Annotated in this window: 10 protein-coding genes and 1 pseudogene; 2 read left to right on the forward strand and 9 right to left on the reverse strand. The window is 70.3% G+C overall.

All coding sequences use genetic code 11. The features are described 5' to 3' along the window. Positions 1-19 precede the first annotated feature (19 nt). Together ACZ5ZX_RS15250 and ACZ5ZX_RS15255 are read left to right on the forward strand one after the other, a co-directional pair. Positions 20-6,508 (forward strand): annotated as a pseudogene (locus ACZ5ZX_RS15250) (SDR family NAD(P)-dependent oxidoreductase); the annotation flags it as partial. A 44-nt stretch (positions 6,509-6,552) separates the two neighbouring features. Continuing rightward, positions 6,553-10,470, forward strand: a complete 3,918-nt coding sequence (locus ACZ5ZX_RS15255) for a type I polyketide synthase (RefSeq protein ID WP_465502589.1) — start codon at positions 6,553-6,555, stop codon at positions 10,468-10,470. A gap of 702 nt (positions 10,471-11,172) precedes the next feature. On the opposite strand, the gene ACZ5ZX_RS15260 is transcribed toward ACZ5ZX_RS15255, so the two are convergent. From ACZ5ZX_RS15260 to ACZ5ZX_RS15300, 9 genes are all read right to left on the reverse strand, one after another. Continuing rightward, complete coding sequence (locus tag ACZ5ZX_RS15260; RefSeq protein ID WP_465502590.1) at positions 11,173-12,693, reverse strand: benzoate-CoA ligase family protein; 1,521 nt, start codon at positions 12,691-12,693, stop codon at positions 11,173-11,175. Next, the gene (locus ACZ5ZX_RS15265; protein ID WP_465502591.1) at positions 12,684-12,926 is read right to left on the reverse strand and encodes a DUF6052 family protein; all 243 of its coding nucleotides are present in this window, start codon (positions 12,924-12,926) and stop codon (positions 12,684-12,686) included. The genes ACZ5ZX_RS15260 and ACZ5ZX_RS15265 overlap by 10 nt, the downstream gene beginning before the upstream one ends. Further along, a complete protein-coding gene (locus ACZ5ZX_RS15270; RefSeq protein WP_465502592.1) occupies positions 12,907-14,214 on the reverse strand; it encodes a phenylacetate--CoA ligase family protein in 1,308 nt (435 codons plus the stop codon). Before ACZ5ZX_RS15270 ends, ACZ5ZX_RS15265 begins: the two co-directional genes overlap by 20 nt. Beyond that, entirely contained in the window at positions 14,211-15,956 is a 1,746-nt protein-coding gene (locus tag ACZ5ZX_RS15275) for an FAD-dependent monooxygenase (RefSeq protein WP_465502593.1), read from the reverse strand. Before ACZ5ZX_RS15275 ends, ACZ5ZX_RS15270 begins: the two co-directional genes overlap by 4 nt. Continuing rightward, complete coding sequence (locus tag ACZ5ZX_RS15280) at positions 15,956-16,747, reverse strand: tryptophan synthase subunit alpha (RefSeq protein WP_465502594.1); 792 nt, start codon at positions 16,745-16,747, stop codon at positions 15,956-15,958. Before ACZ5ZX_RS15280 ends, ACZ5ZX_RS15275 begins: the two co-directional genes overlap by 1 nt. Further along, entirely contained in the window at positions 16,735-17,451 is a 717-nt protein-coding gene (locus tag ACZ5ZX_RS15285; RefSeq protein ID WP_465502595.1) for an alpha-hydroxy-acid oxidizing protein, read from the reverse strand. The genes ACZ5ZX_RS15280 and ACZ5ZX_RS15285 overlap by 13 nt, the downstream gene beginning before the upstream one ends. A 78-nt stretch (positions 17,452-17,529) precedes the next feature. Beyond that, positions 17,530-18,582, reverse strand: coding sequence for an anthranilate phosphoribosyltransferase (trpD, locus tag ACZ5ZX_RS15290; RefSeq protein ID WP_465502596.1), 1,053 nt, complete (start codon positions 18,580-18,582; stop codon positions 17,530-17,532). Beyond that, entirely contained in the window at positions 18,579-19,565 is a 987-nt protein-coding gene (locus ACZ5ZX_RS15295; RefSeq protein ID WP_465502597.1) for a methyltransferase, read from the reverse strand. Before ACZ5ZX_RS15295 ends, trpD begins: the two co-directional genes overlap by 4 nt. Beyond that, the gene (locus ACZ5ZX_RS15300) at positions 19,558-20,871 is read right to left on the reverse strand and encodes a tryptophan 2,3-dioxygenase (RefSeq protein WP_465502598.1); all 1,314 of its coding nucleotides are present in this window, start codon (positions 20,869-20,871) and stop codon (positions 19,558-19,560) included. Before ACZ5ZX_RS15300 ends, ACZ5ZX_RS15295 begins: the two co-directional genes overlap by 8 nt. Between the last annotated feature and the right edge of the window lie 28 nt (positions 20,872-20,899).

The raw sequence follows: 20,899 nt of genomic DNA on the forward strand, positions 1-20,899 counted from the left end.
ATCTGGAGCTTTGATGTCTACAGAGGACAAGACCCGCCAGTACCTGAAGAAGGTCACGGCCGAACTGCGGCGTACCCAGGACAGGCTTCGCGAGGTGGAAGGCCGTGGGCACGAGCCCATCGCCGTGGTCGGGATGGGCTGCCGTCTCCCCGGTGGCATCGATTCGCCGTCGGGGCTCTGGGAACTCGTCCGGGACGGCGGCGACGCGATCACGCCGTTCCCGGACGACCGCTACTGGGACCTCGACGAGCTTTACGATCCGGATGCCGGGAAGCCCGGCCGCTCTTACGTCCGTGAGGGTGGCTTCCTGCACGACGCGCCGCTCTTCGACGCCGGATTCTTCGGCATCTCCCCCAGGGAAGCGCTCGTGATGGATCCTCAGCAGCGAGTGCTGCTGGAGGTCGCCTGGGCGACGCTGGAGTCCGCCGGGATCGATCCCGACGAACTGCGCGGGAGCCGGACCGGTGTCTACGTCGGTTCCACCGGGAACGACTACGAGCTGGTGTGGAAGGGGTCGAAGGAGTACTCGCCGCACGGCATCACCGGCAACAGTTCCAGTGTGATCTCGGGGCGGCTCTCGTACTGCTTCGGCTTCGAGGGACCCGCGGTGACCGTCGACACCGCCTGTTCTTCGTCGCTGGTCGCGATCCACGAGGCCATCCGCGCGCTGCGCGAGGGCGAATGCGGTATGGCGCTGGCAGGCGGGATCACCGTGATGGCCACGCCGGACACCTTCACCGAATTCTGCGGCCAGGGCGTGACCTCGATCAGTGCCCGGTGCAGATCGTTCGCCGACGGGGCCGACGGCGCGATCTGGGCCGAGGGCGCCGGTCTGCTCCTGCTCGAACGGCTGTCCGACGCCCGTCGCGCCGGCCGTCCGGTGCTGGCGCTGCTGCGGGGTTCCGCGGTGAACCAGGACGGGACGAGCAACGGCCTCTCCGCCCCGAGCGGGCCCGCGCAGCAACGGGTGATCCGGGCCGCGCTCGCCGACGCCGGCCTCTCCGCGCAGGACGTCGACGTGGTGGACGCGCACGGCACCGGAACCACCCTGGGCGACCCGATCGAAGCCAACGCCCTGATCGCGGCCTACGGCAAGGACCGGCCGTCGGACCGCCCGCTGCGGCTCGGTTCGCTGAAGTCGAACATCGGGCACACGCAGGGCGCGGCGGGCGTCGCAGGCGCGATCAAACTGATCATGGCCATGCGGCACGGTGTCCTTCCCAAGACCTTGCACGTCGACGCTCCTTCGTCCAAAGTGGACTGGTCGGCGGGCTCGGTCGAACTCCTCACCGAAGCGGTTCCCTGGCGAGCGACGGAGAAACCGCGACGTGGCGGCGTGTCGTCGTTCGGTATCAGCGGTACCAACGCCCACCTGCTCATCGAGGAACCGGCGACCGAGGGGGCCCGCGCGGCGGTGCCGTCGGGGTCGCTTCCGCTCCTGCCTTGGGTGATCTCCGCCAAGACCCCGGCGGCCCTGCGCGGTCAGGCCGCGCGGCTGGCGACCTTCGCCGAAGACCGCCAGGCCGATCCCGCCGACATCGCGGGCGCGCTCACGAGCACGCGGGTCGGGTTCCGGCATCGCGCGGTCGCGTTCGGCAGGACCGCCGAGGACTTCGTCACCGTGCTGAACGCCTACGCGGACGGTGCCGCGAACGGCGCCGTCGTGGCGGACGTGGCAGGCAACGGCTCGCTCGCCGTCCTGTTCACCGGCCAGGGGGCGCAGCGACCGGGGATGGGGCGCCGTCTCGCAGCCGAATACCCCGCGTTCGCCGCCGCCCTCGACGTCGTCTGCGACGAACTGGACCCGCACCTGTCCCGGCCACTGCGCGAGGTCATGTTCGCGGAACCCGGCTCGGCCGAGGCGGAGTCGTTGTACCGCACCGAGTTCACCCAGCCGGCCTTGTTCGCCTACGAAGTCGCGCTGTTCCGGCTCGTCGAGTCGTGGGGAGTGCGCCCGGACCAGCTGCTCGGGCATTCGGTCGGGGAGATCACCGCCGCGTACGTCGCCGGTGTCTGGTCATTGCCCGACGCCTGCCGGCTGATCGCCGCCAGGGGGCGCCTGATGCAGGCGCTGCCCGAGGGTGGGGCGATGGTTTCGGTGGAGGCCACCGAAACCGAGGTGCTGTCCGGTCTGGCCGGGCTCGAAGACCGGGTTTCGATCGCCGCGATCAACACCGCGGAATCCGTCGTGCTGTCCGGGGACGAGGACGCGCTGGCGGGCCTCGAACGGCGGTGGGCCGAACGCGGCCGCCGGACCAAGCGGCTCCGTGTCGGCCACGCCTTCCATTCGCCGCTCATGGAGCCGATGCTCGCCGAGTTCGAAGCCCTGCTCGGCGAACTCGAGTACCATCCGCCGTCGATCCCGATCGTTTCCGACGTGACCGGGGAACCGGCGACGCCCGAACGACTGTGCTCGCCGCGCTACTGGACCGAGCACGCCAGCGCGGCCGTCCGGTTCCACGACGGCCTCGCCACGCTACGGGAAGCGAAGATCACCACCCTGCTGGAACTCGGCCCCGCCGCCGTCCTTTCCGCGATGGTGCCGCCACCCGCCGACGGAGAACCCGCGATGGTGGCGATCCCCGCGGTGCGCACCGACCGGGACGAGGCCGAAAGCGTCCTGCGCGCGCTGGGCGGGCTGCACGTCCGAGGGGTGCCGGTGGACTGGACGGCGGTCCTCGCGCCTTCGCGGACCGAGCTACCCACTTACGCGTTCCAGCGGGAGCGCTATTGGATCGCTCCCGAAGCGGACACCGCCGACGTCCAGGCGGCGGGGCTGCTGCCGTCCGGGCATCCGCTGCTGGGCGCCACCCTCACCCTCGCCGACGGGGGAGGTGTCGCCCTCACCGGCCGGATCTCACTGCGGGAGCAGGCCTGGCTGGCGGGTCACCGCGCCCACGACACGGTGATCCTGCCGGGGACCGCCTTCGTCGAACTCGCGCTGTCCGCAGGCGAACAGGTCGGTTGCGACGTGATCGAAGAACTCACGATGGAGACCCCGCTGACCCTGCCGGACGAAGGCGGGGTGCGGATACAGGTGCTGGTCGGTGCTCCGCTGGAATCCGGTGACCGTCCGGTGCGGGTGTTCTCCCGGCCGGACGGCGCCGACGTCGGCGGCTGGCGCTCCCACGCCTCCGGGCTGTTGGGTGGCCGGACCGCGCCCCCGGGCGAGGCGCTGACCGAATGGCCGCCACCGGACGCGGAACGGCTCCCGTTCGACGGCGGCTACTACGACGACCCGGAAGTCGTGCTGGCGTTCGGTTACGAAGGGGTGTTCCGCGGTCTTCGCAAGGTATGGCTGCGCACGGGTACCGACGGCGGCACCGAACTGTTCGCCGAGATCGAACTGCCGGGGGATCCGGCGCTGACCGACGGCTACGGCCTGCATCCGGCCCTGCTGGACGCGGCGCTCCAGGCCGTCGGGCTCGGTCCGTTCCTCGATTCGATCAACCAGGGCTCCGGCAGCATGCCCTTCGCCTGGTCCGGGCTCACCCTGCACGCCGCGGGCGCGTCGGCGCTCCGGGTGCGGGTCACCGGAGCCGACGGGCATGTGGCACTGACCCTCGCCGACGCCACCGGCGCGCCGGTGGCGTCGGTCGGCAACCTCGCGTGGCGGCCGGTCGCCGAACGGTCGGCACTCGGCGCTCCGGACGTCGACGACTCCTTGTACGGGCTCGACTGGGTTCCCGCGCCGGTACCGGCGGCGGCGGGCGGGAGCGGGTACGTCCTGCTCGACTCCGGTCCGGCCGCGCTCGCCGCGCTGATCGCCGCGGCCGACGACGGGGCGCCGGTCCCGGAAGCCGTCGTCGTCCCTCTGTCCACAAAGGACGGTTCGGTGATCCCGTCGGCGCGGGAGGCGCTGGCGGAGGCGGCGGAACTGTTGCGCGTCTGGTTGGCGGCGGAGCGCTTCGCCGCGGTGAAACTGGTGCTTTCGACCCGTGGCGCGGTAGCCGCGGTCGCCGAGGACCGGATCGACCTGACGGTCGCCGGCATCTGGGGTGTGGCGCGGTCGGCCCAAGCGGAGCATCCTGGCCGGATCGTGCTGCTCGACACCGACGGACCGGTGGCCGAGGCGATCCCCGCCGCGCTGGCGACCGGTGAACCGCAGATCGCCGTACGGGCCGGGACGGCGCTGATCCCGCGGCTGCACCCGGTCGCCGCGGACGGGTTGCTCACGGTCCCGGCGGAACCGGCTTGGCGCCTCGACAGCACCGGGCCCGGCACCCTCGACAATCTCGCGCTCCTGCCGTGCCCCGAGGTACTCGGACCGTTGGCGCCACTCGATGTCCGGGTCGGGATCCGGGCCGCGGGGGTCAACTTCCGCGACGTCCTGGTCGCACTCGGCATGTACCCGGGAAAGGCGGTGCCGGGCGCGGAAGCCGCCGGGGTGGTCCTGGAAACGGGCGACGGCGTGACCGATCTCCGCGTCGGCGACCCCGTGTTCGGCGTGTTCACCGGCGCCATGGGCCCGGTGGCGGTCACCGATCATCGGTTGCTCGCGCCGATCCCCTCTGCCTGGTCGTACGAGGTCGCGGCTTCCGTGCCGATCACGTTTCTCACCGCGTACTACGGCCTCACCGATCTCGCCGGCCTCCGGCGGGGTGAGTCCGTGCTGATCCATTCGGGCGCGGGCGGTGTCGGCATCGCCGCGATCCAGCTCGCGAAGCACCTGGGCGCGGAGGTGTTCGCCACGGCCAGTGAGGGCAAGTGGGCCACGTTGCGGGGGCTCGGGCTGGACGACGCGCACATCGCTTCCTCGCGCACGGTCGAGTTCGAAACCCGGTTCCGGGAGACGACCGGCGGCCGAGGGGTCGACGTGGTGCTGAATTCGCTGACCGGCGAGTTCCTGGAAGCTTCACTGCGCCTGCTGGCTCCGAAAGGACGGTTCCTGGAGATCGGCAAGGCCGACGTCCGAGACCCGGAAGCGGTGGCCGCGGCCCATCCCGGCGTCGGCTATCACGCCTACGACCTGGTCGCCTCCGCGGGCGAAGACCGGGTCCGGGAGATGCTGACCGAGGTTTCGGAACTGTTCGGCCGCGGCGCGCTCACCACGCCACCGCGCCGCGCCTACGACCTCAGGCGGGCGGGGCAGGCGCTCCGGCACGTCAGTCAGGCGAAGCACATCGGCAAGGTGGTCCTCACCGTGCCGAGGGAACCCGACCCCGACGGCACGATCCTGGTCACCGGCGGCACCGGCTGGCTCGGCGGCCTGATCGCCGGGCACCTCGCGCGGCGGGGCGCGCGGCACCTGATGCTGCTCAGCCGCCGCGGGAACGACACCCCCGGCGTCGGCGACCTGGTCGCGCGGCTGGCCGGTTTCGGTGCCGAGGTCACGGTCGTCAAGGGTGACGTCGCCGATCGCGCCGATGTCGAAGCCGCGCTGGCCTCGGTGCCACCGGAACATCCGCTCACCGCGATCGTGCACGCGGCGGGGACGCTCGCGGACGGCGTCGTCGCCGCGCTGACCGAAGAGCAGCTCGACGCCACCCTGCGACCGAAACTCGACGGGACCTGGCATCTGCACGAACTCACCAAGGACGGTGACCTGGCCGCGTTCGTCTGTTTCTCTTCCGCGGCAGGCATCTTCGGGGCCGCGGGGCAGGGTGCGTACGCCGCCGCGAACTCGTTCGCCGACGCCTTGATGAGGTGGCGGCGGGACGCGGGACTTCCCGGCACCTCGCTCGCCTGGGGCCTCTGGGCCCCGGGGGACGACCACGCCGACGGCGGCGGGATGGCGGGCGGGCTCAGCGCGGCGGACTGGGCGCGGATGGGGCGGACGGGTGTCCGTGGACTGTCCGTGGCGCAGGGGCTCGCCCTCTGGGACGCGGCGCGGGGCTCCGACCGCGCGCTGATCGCGCCGCTCGGTCTCGACCTTCCCACCATCGCCGGATTGGGCGACGGTATCCCGCCGTTGCTCCGTGACGTCGTCCGCGGCGCCACCCGGCGGGTGGCGGCCGGTCGTCAGCAGGAGGCGTCCGCCGAGGCACCCGAAGTGCTCATGCGGAGGCTGGGCTCCCTGCCGGAGGCCCAGCGGGAACGGCAGCTGCTGTCACTCGTGCGAGGGCATCTGGCGGCCGTCCTCGGTTACGGGTCGGGCGATGAGGTGCCCACCGAAACCCCCTTCCGCGAACTGGGTTTCGACTCGCTGACCTCGGTCGAGCTCCGCAACCGGCTCACCGCCGCCACCGGCCTCAGGCTTCCGCCGACGTTGGTCTTCGACCATCCGACGGCGAACGCGCTGGCCGGATACCTCGGTACGGAGATCACCGATTCCGGTGCTCCCGCCGCTCCGGCACCTTCGCCCGCGCTGGCGCAGCTGACCGCGCTCGAACGAACGATTTCCGAACTGGACGAGGACACCGAACTGCGCGCGACGCTGGGCGCGCGGGTGCGTGCCCTGCTGACCGTGCTGGACGACGAGCGGCCCGGCGACGCGGAAGACACCCTGCGGTCCGCCTCCGTCGACGAGCTGTACGACTTCGTCGACCGGGAGTTCGGCCGTGCGTGAACCTGCCGTGCCAGTGACGACGACGAATCCGTTGGGGGCAAGCCATGTCCGATGATCCGAAGCTCGTCGAGTACTTCAAGCGGGTGACGGCCGAACTGTACGAAACCAGGAAACGGTTGAACCGCCTCGAAAACGAGGCCGCCGATCCGGTGGTGATCGTGGGCGCGGGCTGCCGATTCCCCGGTGGTGTCGAGTCGGTCGAACAGCTGTGGGAGGTCTTGGCCCAAGGGCGCGACGTGATCTCGGAATTCCCCGCCGATCGCGGCTGGAACCTGGGGGAGATCTACGATCCCGATCCCGAAGCGCCGGGGAAGTCCTACGTCCGCCACGGCGGGTTCATCGAATCGGCGACCGAGTTCGACGCGGGATTCTTCGGCGTCTCGCCGCGCGAAGCCCTGGTGATGGACCCACAGCACCGGTTGCTGCTGGAGGTCTCCTGGCACGCGCTCGAGTCCGCCGGGGTCGATCCGGCCCGGCTCCGCGGTAGCCGGACCGGCGTGTTCACCGGGCTGGTGGGTGGCGACTACGCCTCTCGGGTGGAGGAGGTGCCGGTCGAGCTGGTCGGGCAGGTTTCGATCGCCAACGCGGCCAGTGTCGCGTCCGGACGGGTGTCGTACCTCTTCGGTTTCGAAGGACCGGCGATCACCCTCGACACCGCCTGCTCGTCCTCGCTCGTCGCGATGCACCTGGCCGCCCGGTCGCTGCGGAACGGCGAATGCGACCTCGCGCTGGCCGGTGGCGCGACCCTCATCCCGAGCCCGATCCGGTTCATCGAGTTCTCACAGCAGCGTGGTCTCGCGCCGGACGGCCGGTGCAAACCCTTCTCCGCCGACGCCGACGGCACCGCCTGGGCCGAGGGCGCGGGGATCGTCGTCCTGGAAAGGCTTTCCGACGCCCGGCGCCTCGGGCACCGGGTGCTCGCCGTGCTCAAGGGATCGGCGATCAACCAGGACGGGGCGTCCAACGGTCTCACCGCGCCGAGCGGGCGAGCCCAGCAGCGGGTCATCACCGACGCGCTCGCCGACGCCAAACTGTCCACACAGGACATCGACGTGGTCGAAGCGCACGGCACCGGCACGAAACTGGGCGACCCGATCGAGGCGCAGGCGCTGCAAGCCACCTACGGACGGGACCGCCCCGAACCGGTCCTCGTCGGAGCGGCCAAGGCGAACCTCGGGCACACTCAGGCCGCCGCCGGGATCGCCGGTGTGCTCAAGATGCTGATGGCCATGCGCCACGGTCTCGTGCCGCCGCTGCCCCATCTCGACCGGCCGACCCCGCACGTCGACTGGGACGGCGGCGGGATCGCACTGACGACCGAAACCGTTCCCTGGCCCGAAACCGGCCGCCCCCGCCGAGCCGCGATCTCGTCGTTCGGAATGAGCGGTACGAACGCGCATCTCATCCTCGAACAGGGCGAGTCACTCGCCGACGCCGAGGACGGCACTCCGCCGCCGCTGCTGCCGTGGCCGGTTTCGGCCGCCACTGCGGCCGGGGTGGCGGCGCAGGCGAAGAAACTGCTCGACGAACTCGGTGACGCCGACCCGGCCGACGTCGCGTATTCGCTCGCCACCACGCGGACCCATCATCGGCACCGTGCCGTGGTGCTCGGCGCGACTCGCGGGGAACTCCTCGACGGCCTGTCCGCGCTCGCCACCGGTGAACCGTCGTCTTTCGTGGTCGAAGGCACCGCGATCCCGGACACCGGGGTGGCGTTCGTCTGCCCGGGGCAGGGCGCGCAGTGGCAGGGAATGGCGGCGGAGCTGCTGGCCGCTTCGCCGGTGTTCGCCGAGCAGATCGTCGAGTGCGAGAAGGCGCTGACCCCGTTCGTCGACTGGTCTCTCGTCGATGTGTTGCGACAGGACGAAGGGGCGCCTTCGCTCGACCGCGTCGACGTCGTCCAGCCGGTGCTGGCGGCGGTGATGATCTCCCTCGCCCGGCTTTGGCGGCATCACGGCGTCGAGCCGACCGCCGTCGCCGGGCACTCGCAGGGCGAGATCCCGGCGGCGTGGATCGCCGGTGCCTTGAGCCTTTCCGACGCCATGCGGGTGGCCGCGCTGCGCAGTCGCGCGCTGACGGCGTTGTCGGGTACCGGCGGGATGGTCTCGGTCGCCCTCGGCGCCGAGGCGACGGCGGAACTCGTCGACGGCAAGCCGGGTGAGCTCACCATCGCCGCGGTGAACGGCGCACTGTCCACAGTGGTCTCCGGCACTCCCGCCGCGTTGACCGAACTGCTCGCCGAATGCGGGGAGCGGGGCTTGCGGGCGCGCCGCGTCCCGGTCGACTACGCGTCGCATTCGACCCACGTCGAACAGATCAGGGACAGGATCCTGCACGAGCTGGCACCGCTGACACCCACCGGTCCGGTGCTGCCGTTCGTATCCGGCCGGACCGGCCGGTGGGTCGAGGACGAACCGCTGGACGCCGCCTACTGGTACCGCAGCCTGCGGGAAACGGTCCGGTTCGACGAGGTGACCGGTACCCTGCTGCGCGACGGTCACCGGGTGCTGGTCGAAGTGAGCCCGCATCCGGTGCTCGGCGGCGCCTTGCGCGAGACACTCGACGCGGGCGGCGAGACCGGCTCCGTGCTCGGGACGCTGCACCGCGGCGAAGGCGGCCTCGATCGCTTTCTGCGCGCGCTCGCCGAAGCCCATGTAGTCGGGGCCGAAGTCGACTGGCAGGTCGTTTTCGAAGGCAGCGGGGCGCGAAGGGTGGATCTCCCGTCCTACCGGTTCCACCGCGACCGGTACTGGCTCGAACCGGTCATGCCCGGGTTCGGCGACGGCGCGGCGGTGGAGGAAGCAGGCATCGAAGCGGACACCGGCCTGGCCTCGCTGCCGCCGGACGAACGGCGCCGTCGTCTGGTCCGGCTGGTCCGCGGCCACGTCGCCGCGGTGCTGAAATACCCGCGTGGGCGCGAGGTCCCGCTGGACGACACCTTCCGCGACCTCGGCTTCGAATCGCTCACCGCCGTCGAGTTGCGTAACCGGATCGCCGCCGCGACCGGCGTCGACCTCCAGCTGACCGATGTGCTGAACTATCCGACGGTCGAAGAGCTGGCGGAGTTCTTGTCCGAAGAGGTTCCCGAGAGCGGAGCCGGCGGGGCCGCGGCGGAAGAGTCCGATTCGGACAGTCTGGTTTCCTTGTACCTGAGCGGTGTCGAGCAGGGACGACCGCACGACGCGATGGGCCTGGCCAGGATGGCCGGGCTGCTGCGGGCCTCGTTCGACGACGAGACGGACGCGGCCGCGTTGGTGGCGGTCTCGCGGCTGGCCGTCGGTGCGGGCGGTCCCGCGCTGGTGTGCGCGATACCGCCGGTTTCGCCGATCACCGACGCCGCGTACTCGTTCATCGCCCCCGCGATGCCGCGGCCACGCGACATGTGGACGATGTGGCCGCCGGGATTCACCGACGGCCAGCCCTTGCCGCCCGACCTGCCCAGCCTGTTCGCGGCACAACGGCGGGCGCTCGACGAGCACGTGGGCGACGGAAGGCTGGTGCTCCTCGGTTACTCCGCGGGCGGCTGGATCGCTCGCGCCTTCGCCGAGTACCTCGAGGCACAAGGCCGCCCGGCCGACGCCGTCGTGCTCGTGGACATCTATCTGCCCGCTTCGGACCGGAACGAGGTACGCGGGCGATTCATGCGGGAGCAGGCCGGACGGCAGGAACTCTTCGGTGGCGGGAAAACGGGTTCGATGGCGAGCCAGCTCGGCGCGATGGGCCGGTACGTCACGTTGTTCGACACCTGGGAGCCGGCCCCGATCCGGACGCCGACCCTGCACCTGCGGGCTTCGGAAGCCCTGCCGGGCCTGCCCTCGTTTACGGCGGACGAACAGTTCCCGACCGCGCTCTGCGCGCGGACCGTCGATCTGCCCGGCAACCACTACACCCTGCTGACCCAGCACGCGGAATCCGCCGCCTCCGCGCTGCACGACTGGCTGACGGAGCGCTTCGGCGACTGACCCCTTGCCGTGGCGCCGGGTCCTTTGTGCGAGGTCGTGAGTGGTAATGAGGGTTATTGAGGGGTAAGGCAAACGTGTCGTGTCTCGGGCGGGAGTGCGGCATCCGGGCACGCGAGTCACGCCTTATCGAAGTACATGAAGGTCCCCTTCCTTGCGCCTAGCGCAAGGGTCCCGGCAAAGTCGAGGTTGATCAAGGGCGAGCCGAGGTAGGGCAGGCCTGATTCTGGATGCCGCGGGGCTACAGGTGGGTTTCGGAGGAATGTCGTGAGCGGCGATTCGGGTGAGGGCCACTGGTGTCTTAGGTACCTGCCATCGGGCGACACGCGTGATCCGACGGAGAGCACGCGTGAGTGACCGGAGAACACGCGTGTCGAAACCTGCCGCCCCGCGTGTCATCCATCCAGTCACACGTGTCCTCCGTCTGATCACACGCGCCATCCATCCAGCCACGCGAAACCACCCACTCGGCCCGGGTCGTGAGTGGCGATTCGGGCTACAACACGAAACGCCACTCACGACCCCTCATGAAACTGCGCAAATCGCATGAAACAGGCGCCATGGTCGCGAACAGTGTCTCTTGTAGACAGTCAAGAGGCGGGCCGATCCTGACCGGGTGTGGTGAGGTCGCGACGATGAAGGAATCGGGACACTCAACGTCCCCGATCCTCCGTCGTCGAGCCTGCCGCTCCGCCAAGGCCTGGCTCAAGCGGCGTCGCGAAGCCTGCCCCGGTCGACCTTCCCCGAGGGCGTCACGGGAAGGGCGTCGACGAACCGGATGTCGCGCGGGTACTTGTACGGGGCCAGCCGGGCGCGCACGTACTCCTGCAGTTCGGTCGCTTCGACGGGACCGGACAGGACGACATAGGCGCGGCTGCGCGTCAGCCCGCCGTCCTGGTAGCCGACGACGGCGCACGCTTTGACCGCGGGATGCGTCGCGAGACAGTTCTCGATCTCGACCGGCGCGACCCACACCCCGCCGACCTTGAGCAGGTCGTCGGCGCGGCCCCGGTAGTGGAAGTACCCGTCGGCGTCGCGGGTGAACAGGTCACCCGACCGGACGGTGTGCTCGGCGGGGAAGGTGGCGGCCGACTTCTCCGGTGACCGGTAGTAGCCGAGCGCGACCGGTTCGCCGGACACCTCCAGCACCCCGGTCTCACCGTCCGGCACCTCTTTCCCGTTTTCGTCGACGACCCGCGCGCGGTAGCCGGGTACGACCTTGCCGAGGGTGCCGATCCTGGATTCGCCAGGCCGGTTGGTGATGTAGCCGTGGTAGGCCTCCGAGGAGCCGATGCCGTCGATGACTTCGACCCCGAAGGTGTCCAGCCAGCGCCGGTGCAGCTCGGGTGGCAGATGCTCGCCCGCCGAGGTGACGAACCGCAGGCTGCTCAGGTCCTTGACGGCGGCGTCGGGGTGTTCGACCATCGCCTTCATCATCGTGGGCACGTTGACCAGGATCGTCGGGCGATACCGTTCGACGAGGTCGAACAGCGTGTCCGCGGTGGACCGTTCCGGGAAGAGGACGCCGGTCCCGCCGACCCCGAGCGGGAAGAGCGCCACCATGTCCCTCGCATAGCCGAAGAACAGCTTGGGCACCGGCAGCACGACGTCGTCCTGGTCGATCCCGAGCGTCGATCGCGCGTACCACTGGAAGCTCAGCCACGGGCTGCGCGCGGTCAGCCGGCACGCCTTCGGTTTCCCCGTGCTTCCGCTGGTGAGTTTCCAGATCGCCTCGTCGTCACCGTCGACGTGGACGGCCTCCAAGGTCGCGGGCAGTTCCGAAACGAGCGTCTCGAAACGGTGTTCTCCCGGCGCGAGCTCGTCCGGGGCGGCGCCGACCACGACGATCTCCCGTGCGCCTGCCGCGCGGAGTTCCGGCGCCGTTCCGGCGTCGGCGACGATCACCTTCGGTTTCAGGTAGTCGAGGTAGTACCGGTAGTCGTCGCGGCCGAGGAAGCTGTACACCTCGACGGTGATGGCTCCGATCCGTTGTACCGCGAACCAGGTCGCGACGTATTCGACCCCGTCGCGCAGGGACAGCAGGACCCGGTCGCCCCGGCCGACCCCGAGCGCGCGCAAGGCGTTGCCCGTCCGGTTCACCTGTGCCCGGAGCTCGTCGTAGGTCGTCGGGCCGTCGTGGGTGAGCAGAGCCGTCCGGTGCCCGTCGCGTCCGTCGAGGAAGCGTTCGGCGACGTTGAAGCTCTGGTCGGAGCCATTCAGGGACATCGGTTCGGCGCTCCCTCGGTCACGGGTGGATCAGCGGATATCCAGCGGTGCGAATAGAACTCGAAGTCGATCGCCTGCCCGTCGAGCGCGGCGTGGACCTCGGCGACCGCCGCCCTCGCCGCGGCCCGCACGGCCGGGACGGCGCAGCCGGTGGCGAGTTCGTGCAGGGTCAGGTAGGTGTCGATCAGCGCGTGCCGGTGTTCGGCACTGAGTTCACCGGTCGCGTTCGTCATGGAACCTCGCCGCCTTCGCCTCGAATCGGGGAAGCTCACCCTGCGCGGCGAGCTGGACTTCCGGTTGCAGCCCGATCAGCCGTTTGACCGCGTCGCGGACTCCGGTGGCGAGCGCGACGGCGTCGGCGCCGGGGCGGGGTTCGATCCGGAGCACCATCTTGTCGAGACCACCGTCCGTGCGGAGCACGGTCTGGAATTCCGCCACCTCGCCGAAGCCGCGGACCACGTCCTCGACCAGCACCGGGGTCACCGAGATCCCGCGGATCTTGCGCATGTCGTCGCTGCGGCCGAGGATCCCGCCGTCGTAGAAGTCCCAGGTGCGCCCGCACGGGCATTCGTGCCACGGCCGCTTCACCACGACGTCGTCCGTCCAGTAGCGGAAGACCTGGATCCCTTCCCTGCCGAGGCCGGTCATGACCCGGACGCCGCGTTCGCCGTAGCCGACCGGGAGCTTCGTGCCGGGATCGAGCACCTCCTCGAAGACGCCGGATTCGATGACGTGGCAGGCGCCGGGGCGGGACGGGCATTCGAACATGAAGACCGTGCCGAGTTCGGTCATCCCGGCGAAGTCGAACACCTTCGCGCCGAAACCTTCGGTCAGCGCCCGGGTCGTGGCGGCGGATCGCGGTTCGGCGCCGGTCACGATGATCCGGAGCCTGCTTTCGGTCGCCAGGTCGATTCCCATCGCGGCTGCGGTTTCCAGCAGCCGCATCGCGTAGGTGGGCGTGGAGCCGAGTACCTCGATGCCCTGGTCGACGATCAGCCGGACACGGGTGGCGGAGTCCATCGAGCCGGTGGGCACGATGGTGCACCCCATCCTGGACAGCGCGTCCTGCATCCCCCAGAACCCCATGAAGAGGCCGTATCCGAAGGCGACGCACCCTTTCTGGCCGGGCCGGACCCCGGCGGCGTGCAAGGCGGTGCACCACAGGTCGACACCCCACGCCCAGTCCCGCGCGGTGTCGAAGGTGCGCAGTGGCGTGTTCCCACTGGTGCCGCTGGTCTGGTGGAACCGGACGCCGGCGACGGGATCGGTGGACGGCAGGATGCCGAACGGCGGGTCGACGGCCTCCGCCGCCACCAGATCCTTCTTGTACAGCAACGGGACCCGCTGCCGGAAGTCGGCGAGCGACTCGATGCCGTCCGGGATGCGCGTCGCCCAGAATTTCGAGTTGACCCGTGCGTGCTCCAGCGCCTTCCGCAGTTTCACCCATTGCCAGTCTGCCAGCCGGTCCCGCGGCATGGTTTCGGTCGCGGGGTGCCAGAACGCGGCCTCCGGGGTACTCATTCCGTCTCCTCTGTGTGCAGGACGCACAGGTCGGCGCGGCCGGACGCGACCGTGGTGTCGGCCTCGTCGATCGTCGTCAGCCCGTCGTCGGCGATCACCACGATTTCGGCGGTGTTGCGGATGAGGTCGGCGACCTGGACGACCCGTCCCGCCGACAGCGGGTCCCGGTCCGCGGCGGCGAGCAGCAGACCGTCCACACCGGACTCTTTGAGGGAACCGGCCAACGCGATCACCGCGTCCAGCCCGTCCCCGGAGTAGGTCCGCTCGTCCAGGCCGAACGCGGCCACGACCGGGAGCGATGCCCGTGCTTCCACCAACGTGGAGGCGGACGGCACAGTCGCGGTGAGCCGGTCCCCGAGGTCGAGGACCAGTAACCGGTAGCCCAGTTCCGCCGCGGTTCCGGCCAGACCGGCGTCCGGCGCGGCGAGCCGGACGGCCGCCGGGACCGGACTCACCGGAGCGGGCGGGATCCCTTCGGTCCCGTCGACGAGGACCAGCCCGGCGCCCGGCTCACCGGTCGTCGTCACGATCCGGTTCGCGAGTTCGAGCGGCCCGAGGCTCAGTGGCGTGAGCGCGGGCGACGACGCCGGTGGCATCGGCCTGCCGGTGGCGCGCGTGTGGAACCAGCGGGTGAACTCGTTCGCGAAATCCGGGTCCAGCGCGACGATGTCGTCGTGGGAGATCCGCCATGACCTGGCGAGCAGCTGGTAGGCGAACTGGATCGGCTCGAAGCCGAGATAACGGTGCGCGTGGTCGAAGTGGCGTTCCGAACGGAGGGAAGCCTGCTGGAACTGCTCGACTCTTGGCCGCCGGGTCTTCTCGTACATCGCGAGCGCTTCGGAGACCCGGCCGGGCTGCGCCCGTAGTTCACCGGCGAGCGCGATGGCGTCTTCCAGTGCCAGCCGGGTGCCGGAGCCGATGGACCAGTGCGCGGTGTGCGCGGCGTCGCCGATCAGTACGACGTCGTCGGTGTGCCAGTTTTCGCATTCGAGGAGCCGGAAACGCGACCATTCCGAGCCGCGCGGCAGGATCGGCTTGCCGTTCAGGTGGTCCGCGAAGACGCGTTCGCAGAAACGGAGTGATTCCTTCAGGCTCATTTCCGCCAGCCCGGACCGCCGCCAGGCGTCGTCCGAGACGTAGAGGATCAGCGAACACCAGCCCTGGCCGGAGGGATAGAAATAGCCTTGGAAGAGGCCCCATTCCGTCTCGGCGAACGCGTAGGTGAAGTAGGGCAGCGGGAGTTCGACGCCGAACCAGCCGAAGTGGAACTTCGACGGCGTGAAGGCGGGCCGGAAGGTGTCGGCGAGTTCGGTGCGGACCACCGAGCCGACCCCGTCCGCGCCGACGACGAGATCGGCCGCGTCGTGTTCGGCGAGCGACTTCGTCTCGTGTCCGAAGTGGAGCTCCACCCCGAGGCGCCTGGCGTCCCGGCGCAGCACCGTCTGCACCTGATTGCGGGGAATGCCGTGGAACCGGTTGCCTTCCACCCGGCGGACCGTGCCGCGGTACCGGATCTCGACGGGGGTCCAGGTGGTTCCGGCCGAGACGATCTCCTCGTGGATGTCCGGCGCGATCGCGCCCAGTTCGGCCAGCGCGCCGTCGGGGAACACGAGCCCCCAGCCCGCCGAGGCGTCTTCGGCGTTGCGTTCGAAGACATGGACCTCGTCCGCGATCCCGCCGCGTTTGAGCAGTGTGGAGAGGAAGAGCCCGCCCGGCCCCGCCCCGATGATGTCGACTCGCATCACGCCCTCGATTCGGTGCTCGTCCGGACGGTCGCCGCTTTCCACCGGGTGACCGCGTCGCGTACGCGGTCGAGCCGCGCACCGCCCGCGGCGCCGAGCACCCGGTAGAGCTCGCTCCCGATGACCACGCCCGCCGCGTGCCTCGACACCGCGCGGATGCCGCCCTCGTCACGAAGGCCGAATCCGGCGAGAAAGGGCTTTTTCGCGTCGTCGGCGGCGGCCTCGGTGAGCCGCCCCGCCTCGGCGTGGGTGAGTGGGTCGCCGGTGCGGGCGGCGAGGGAGCGGTAGGTCAGCACGTCGGCTTCGGCCTCCAACCGGGCGGCGTGGCCGGGTTCGGTCGACGAGGTGATCAGGGGAATCGCGCTGAGCCCTCGGTCGAGGACCTGGCCGACGGTGGGCGAATGAGCCGGGTCGGTCAGCACGAGGCCGTCGGTGCCCGCCGCCACCGCCTCGGTCAGCAGCGATCGCACGCCGAGATCGGCGACCGTCGCCGGATACACCAACGGCAGCAGCGGGGTGTCCGGCAGCACCGCACGCAGTTCGCCGACGATCTCCCACGAGCGACCGGACGGGAGGCCGCGCACCCGATCGAACGAGCGCGCCACCTCGGTTCCGCGTGGTCGCGTGCCTTCGGTGGGGATCCCGAGTTCCAGAACGTCGGCGCCCGCCTCCACCAAGGCCTCGGCGAGCCGTCCGGTCGGCGCGATCGGATCGCCGACGGTCAGGTAGACCACCAGCAGCGCCTCGCCTCGCGACCGGCTTTCGCCGAGCCGGTCGCCTAGGTGAGGCATCGGACGGTTCCGGCTCGCAGCCGCTTCGCGAGGGCGGCGGGGTCGGGACTCTTCGCCAGTGCCGTGCCGACGAGTACGGCGTCCGCGCCGGCCGCGACGGCCCGCGCGACGTCCTCGGGGGTGTGGAACGCGCTCTCGGAAATGACCCGGACCTCCGGCGGGATCGCCGAAAGCAGTGCTTCGGTCCGGCTCACCGTGCCGGTGTCGAGTTCCAGCGCGACGATGTCCCGGTTGTTCACGGCGACGGTCTTCGCGCCGAGTTCCAGTGCCCGCGCCACATGCTCCGGCTGATGTGCCCCGATGACCACTTCCAGTCCGAGCCGTTCCGACCGCTCGATCATCCGCTCCAGCAGACCGGGCTCGACGACGGTGTTGACCGAAAGCTGCACCGCGTCGAAACCGGCGTCCGCCGATTCGTCCACCTGGTCGATGGAGTTGAAGAATTCCTTGCGCATCAACGGAAGCGGGCAAAGGGCGCGGATACGCGCGGCGAGTTCGATCCCACCGCCGAAGTACACCGGGTCGGTCGGTGTCGACAAGGCCTCGACCCCTCCGGTGACCAGTTCGGCCAGGTAGCCCTCCAGGTCCTCAGTGCGCAGCAACAGCCCGTCGCGGGGCGAGATGAACTTGACGTCGGCCATCAACGCGGCCCGGCCGTCCAGCCGCGCGTTGTCGAGAACCTCTTGCAAACTCCGACCGTTCACCTGATCCCTCCTGATCATGAGCCACTCGGAAATCGTCGCATCGTCGTGGTGCGCGAGCTTCTCGCTCGTTGCCGGATTTCAGTGCGGGGCGGCGATGGTGCCGGAAAGTTTCGCCCAGCCGCGCAGGAGCGATTCCGCCGCGCCCGAGTCGATCGCGTGTTCCGCGACGGGGAGCCAGTGGCGGATGTCGGTGGTCAGCGAGTCACCGAAACCGTGGTGGGCGGCCAGCGCCGCGGCCGCGTTGAGCAGTACGGCGTCCCGGACGGGACTTCGCTTGCCACCCAGGGTTTCCAGCGTGATGGCCGCGTTCTCCGCGGGACCGCCGCCACGCAACGCGCCGGGCGCGGAAAGCGGGATCCCCGCCGAACGCGGATCGAACTCCTCGCGTCGCACGGTTCCCCCGGACACGACCCAGACCGCGCTCGTCGTCGCCGTGGTGAATTCGTCGAGCCCGTCGTCACCGCGGACGACCAGTGCCCGTGTCCCGCGCCGCGCGAACGCCTCCGCGAGCGTCTTCGTCTGCGTGGCGAAGGCGCAACCGACGAGCGCGGCGTCCGGTCTCGCCGGATTCGAGAGCGGGCCGAGCAGGTTGAAGGTGGTCGGGACGGCGAGTTCGCGGCGTGCCGGGCCGATATGCCGCAGGCCGGGATAGAACGCCGGGCCGAAACAGAATCCGATGCCCAGTTCGGCGAGGCACCGTTCCACCCCCTCGGGCGGCAGATCGATGACGACGCCCAGCGCCTCCAGCACGTCCGCCGACCCGGAGGACGAAGACGCGCTCCGGTTGCCGACCTTCGCCACGTCCGCGCCGGTCGCGGCGACGACGATCGCCGCCATGGTGGAGATGTTCACCGAACGGGAACCGTCGCCGCCGGTACCGACGACGTCCACCGCGGACCGGCTCAGCCGCACCGGCGGCGCGTGCGACACGGTCCGCTCGGCCAGTGCGGCGACCTCGGCCGCGGTCTCGCCCTTCGCGCGCAGCGCCACGGCGAAACCGGCCAGCCGCACCGGAGTGACGTCGCCGGCCATCACCGCGTCGATCACCCACGCGGCGTCCGAAGTGGACAGATCGACGCCGTCGAGCAGGCGCTGGGTGAGCGTGGTGATATCCCGTCCGGCCGTCGTCATCGCGCAACCCTGGCCTCGATGAGCGAAGAACGGGACGAACCGGTGATCCGGGTGATCGCGAAACCCGCGCCGCCGAGCAGCTCACGCCAGTGTGTCTCGGTCCGTTCCCTGCCGCCGAGCAGGACGAGCATGTGCAGGTCCAGCAGTTTCGCCGGATGGGGTTCGGTGCCGTCGGGTACGACCTGTTCCAGGATCAGCAGTTTCGAACCGGGCGCCATCGCTTCCGCCACCCGGCGCAGGATCCGCGTCGCGTCGGTGTCGTCCCAGTCGTGCAGGATCTGCGCGAGCACGTACACGTCACCGCCCGGCGGGACACGGTCGAAGAAGTCCCCGCCGACCACCTCACGGCGGCTGGAGGTCGACGGCGGCCCGACGACATGCGGCTGATCGAAAACCGTGCCGTGCAGATGCGGGTGGCGGGAGAGCAGTTCGTCGACGAGGGTGCCGTTGCCGCCCCCGACGTCGACCACGCTTCCGGCGCCGCTCCAGTCCCATTCGTGGAGCGGCAGCATCCGCAAGGTGACCAGACCCGCCTGCGCCCGGTCGAAAGCCGCGGCGGCGGCGGGATGCTCGCCGTGCCAGTCGAACATCGGCTTGCCGAACACCTTGTCGAAACCCGCTTCACCGGTGCGCAGGCTGTGACCCGCCGCGGACCAGGCCAGGTAGGCCTCGTCGTCCATCAGCGTCGCCAGATGCCTCAACGACCCGGGGGTGTCCTCGCGCAGCAGCGCGCCGAGCTCGGTGACGGCGAAGGTACCTCTCGGCTCCTCGGTGAACAGCCCTTCGGCCACGAGAACCCTGAGGAAGCGGGTGAGCGCGTCTTGATCGACCCCCGCCTTGGCCGCGATGACCTCCGCCGGGAGCGCGTCGTCGCCGAGCCGCTCGATGACGTCCGCCTTGGTCACCGCGAAGATCGCCTGCGAAACGACGTAACCCATGATCTTCCGCCGCAGCGAGCTGTTCGCCTCGTCGTTGTCACGCAATGCGGGCACCTCCCTGCTGTTCGCCGTGTTCGGAGTGGAGTACCGGGAACAGCGGCTGGTCCGCCGCCACCCGCAGGTAGTCCGCGCCGGCGGTGCCACCGGTTCCCGGCACCCGGCCGATGATCTTCAGCGTGATACCCCAATGGGTTCTCTTCATCCCGCGCCACGCGTCGTCGAGCTTCCGCATCGCCGCGGCCAGCGCGGTGGAGACGGGATCGGCGGGCAGGGCGGTGAAGACCTCTTGCAGCGACAGGCCTTCCACCGAGAGCGGTGGCGCCTGCGGATTGGGCCGGATCGGCGCGCTGCGCAATTCGACTTCGCGATACGCCCTCGACTGGATCGCGCTGCGGCCACGCGTGTTCGCGCGGATTTCGGCGAAGCTGTCCTGCGGCATGGTCGTCAGCACGCGGTAGAGCATCGTGGTCGCGGTGATCTTGCCCGCCGCGCCGGTGATCTCGTCGATCGCGGCCGACGGCCGCCCACCGTCCACAGCGGACACCGCGCGATCGAGGCCGCGCGCGACCCTGCGGTAGAGCAGTTCGAAGGCCTGCACGCTGCGGATGAACATGACCTCGTCGTGTCTGCTCGTGGTCGGCAGCATCGCGATCCGCACCGCGTGCCGGACCGGCTCCTCGATCCGCGCGAGGGTCGAGTCCGCCACCGCGATCTCCTGGTCTCCCGGCGCGCTGCCGTCCGTGGACGCCGGCTGGAGCAGCGCACCCGCCAGCGGCGCGATCTCCCCGGCTCTGACGAGCGCGCGGAATACGGCCTGGGTCCGGGCCCACTGCTTGCCCGAGTTCGGATTCGCGCGCAGTCCGGTCGCCTCGAACCGCAGGAGATCGGCCAGCAGTGCGACGATCAGCCCGTCCAGTTCGGCGTCGACCCGGTCCGGGCCGCCCGCTTCGGCGACTTCTTCCAGCAGCGGGATCGCGGCGTAGGAGTCGTAGTTCCCGTTTTCCTGGTCGAAGGTTCCGGGCAGCCATCCAGCCAGTACGCGGTCGTGGACCGTACGCGGCGGCGGGAGTGATCCGGCGAGGACGCGGAGTCGTTCGATCAGGAGCGGATCGGCCTGATTGCGGCCGACCGCCTGGAAGTGCCCGAGCACGGCGTCGTAGGGGAACCGCGCCGCTTCCCCGCTCGCCGTTCCGGAAAGGAGCCGCTCGAACCACCGGTCGATCTGTTCGACGGCGGGCCGCGGAGAGCGTCTCCACGAGCCCGCGCCGACCGCGCGGAGGCTGAGTCGTCCGACCCCGGTCGTCGTGGGGACGACCGCGGTCGCGGCCAGGGTGTCCTTCTGCGGTGTCATAGTGCTTTCCCTCATCAGATCAGGAATC

The sequence above is a fragment of the Amycolatopsis sp. NPDC033938 genome, from assembly GCF_055575975.1.

Coding starts and splice junctions, on each gene's coding strand:
- ACZ5ZX_RS15265 (WP_465502591.1), bottom strand. CDS start 12,926: ATGACGAACGCGACCGGTGAACTCAGTGCCGAACACCGGCACGCGCTG.
- ACZ5ZX_RS15255 (WP_465502589.1), top strand. CDS start 6,553: ATGTCCGATGATCCGAAGCTCGTCGAGTACTTCAAGCGGGTGACGGCC.
- ACZ5ZX_RS15270 (WP_465502592.1), bottom strand. CDS start 14,214: ATGAGTACCCCGGAGGCCGCGTTCTGGCACCCCGCGACCGAAACCATG.
- ACZ5ZX_RS15260 (WP_465502590.1), bottom strand. CDS start 12,693: ATGTCCCTGAATGGCTCCGACCAGAGCTTCAACGTCGCCGAACGCTTC.
- trpD (WP_465502596.1), bottom strand. CDS start 18,582: ATGACGACGGCCGGACGGGATATCACCACGCTCACCCAGCGCCTGCTC.
- ACZ5ZX_RS15300 (WP_465502598.1), bottom strand. CDS start 20,871: ATGACACCGCAGAAGGACACCCTGGCCGCGACCGCGGTCGTCCCCACG.
- ACZ5ZX_RS15275 (WP_465502593.1), bottom strand. CDS start 15,956: ATGCGAGTCGACATCATCGGGGCGGGGCCGGGCGGGCTCTTCCTCTCC.
- ACZ5ZX_RS15280 (WP_465502594.1), bottom strand. CDS start 16,747: ATGCCTCACCTAGGCGACCGGCTCGGCGAAAGCCGGTCGCGAGGCGAG.